The organism is Desulfosporosinus sp. Tol-M2 (genome assembly GCF_059735615.1).
Window position 1 is genome coordinate 1 of the sequence record NZ_JCAIJG010000190.1, and the last position, 1,579, is coordinate 1,579.

General features: G+C 43.9%; 3 protein-coding genes. All 3 read left to right on the forward strand.

All coding sequences use genetic code 11. The annotated features are described in order from the left end of the window. Positions 1–366: hypothetical protein (locus tag AC6I5A_RS13825; protein ID WP_034617320.1), on the forward strand; the 366-nt coding region annotated here is incomplete at its 5' end. Between the two features lie 156 nt (positions 367–522). After that, the gene (locus tag AC6I5A_RS13830; RefSeq protein WP_497900775.1) at positions 523–798 is read left to right on the forward strand and encodes a hypothetical protein; all 276 of its coding nucleotides are present in this window, start codon (positions 523–525) and stop codon (positions 796–798) included. 400 nt (positions 799–1,198) lie between these two features. After that, on the forward strand, positions 1,199–1,579 hold a 381-nt coding region (locus tag AC6I5A_RS13835), incomplete at its 3' end, for a hypothetical protein (protein ID WP_497900776.1).

Sequence of the window (1,579 nt, forward strand, 5' to 3'; positions counted from 1 at the left end):
GCGAACATCACGCTTCGCATCAATGAGGCAAACGAGACTCTCCACGAGCTTCACGGAGCCGTGGATGGTCTCTGCGATGGGGATATTCCCCTGTGGGTGAATATCTCCAGATGGACAATTATAGATTCCTCCGGACAGGTCGTGATGGCCTATCCGCCCGGGACTTTTGTCCGAATGGGGGATTTCCCGGTCTTTGAGTGGGAGGTTTATCCCATTCCCGGTGTCCTTGAACTAAGGAAGGACACCGGGGAGGTAGTAGATAGATTCCACTACCTCCCTAGGGAGGGGTGGACAAATCAGAGGATTCCTGATTTGGCCGATCAGATCCTTCGAAAGAAGGAGACATTCGGCAGATCAAATCGCTAGTGTGCCTTATGACTGTTGCAGGCCCCGCCTCGCAACAGCCTTTCTTTAATTTGCCTAGGTTTCACTTATCCAATTCGTCGGCGATTTGACAAAGATAATTCAGGATGTTTCAGTGATATTGGTGATGTTATGATAATTACCATAAAAGGGTCTTCAGTGATTATATATGAAAGAGTGAGCGGAAAGGATGTTGATTATATCAACACGGATCGTATGATGATTGAAATTTTTTCTGACGGAGAAATAATATGCACAAGTTCTTTTATTCCAACTAAACTTCGGCCGAATAAGACTATGTTCGGTTTTTCCTCTTACGATAGAAAAAAAGAGGCCATCCTTTCGATGAAAATGGAATTGGGTAAGAAGAAAAAGATTGATATTATTGCGCTAACGATTGTTGCGGATAGTGATAGCATTATAATCTCGCAATGATCAGTTAGCGTCTTTTTTTATACTTTCGCCGGAATAATGGAAACCCTTTTTCAAATACACAGTAACCACTCACTGGGGGTTTGTATTTTAAAGGTTTAACCCTCGCGAGAACGCGAGGGTTAAACCTTTCCCAGAAATTAAAAATTAAAGGGGACTAACCCTCACGGTAACGAGGGATAGACCCTTTTAATTTTAGACCCAGTGAGCGGTTGCCATACACGCGTTTGCGGTGGGATTTTGTTTGGGTTATACTTGAATCATATTCAAATCGTGTTCAAGCCGCGTTTAATTCAAAAAAATGCCGGAGACATCAAATCAAAACAACAATCAAATCGATTCGCGCGAGTTGGTGAAAATTTTTAACGACCGGTTTGATAAAATGGAGCAGAATTATCAGGAGATGAAAAAAGATTCTGATGCCCAGTTTGCCAAGATTGACACCCGGTTTGATAAGATGGATGCCCGGTTTACCAAGATTGACGACCGGTTTGCCAAGATTGACACCCGGTTTGATAAGATGGATGCCCGGTTTACCAAGATTGATGACCGGTTTGCCAAGATTGATGCCCGGTTTGCCAAGATTGACGGCCGGTTTGATAAAGTTGATCAAACCTATTGCGAACTGGTAGAGTTTTTGAGCGGGCAATTTGACAAGATGAATGCCAAGATTGACACCAAAGCCGACAAAGCCGATACCGCGACCAAAGAAGATATCAACCTTGCGCTAAATCGCATGACGATGATAAATGCCAAGACCGACGACTATCGCGCGGAGCAGATC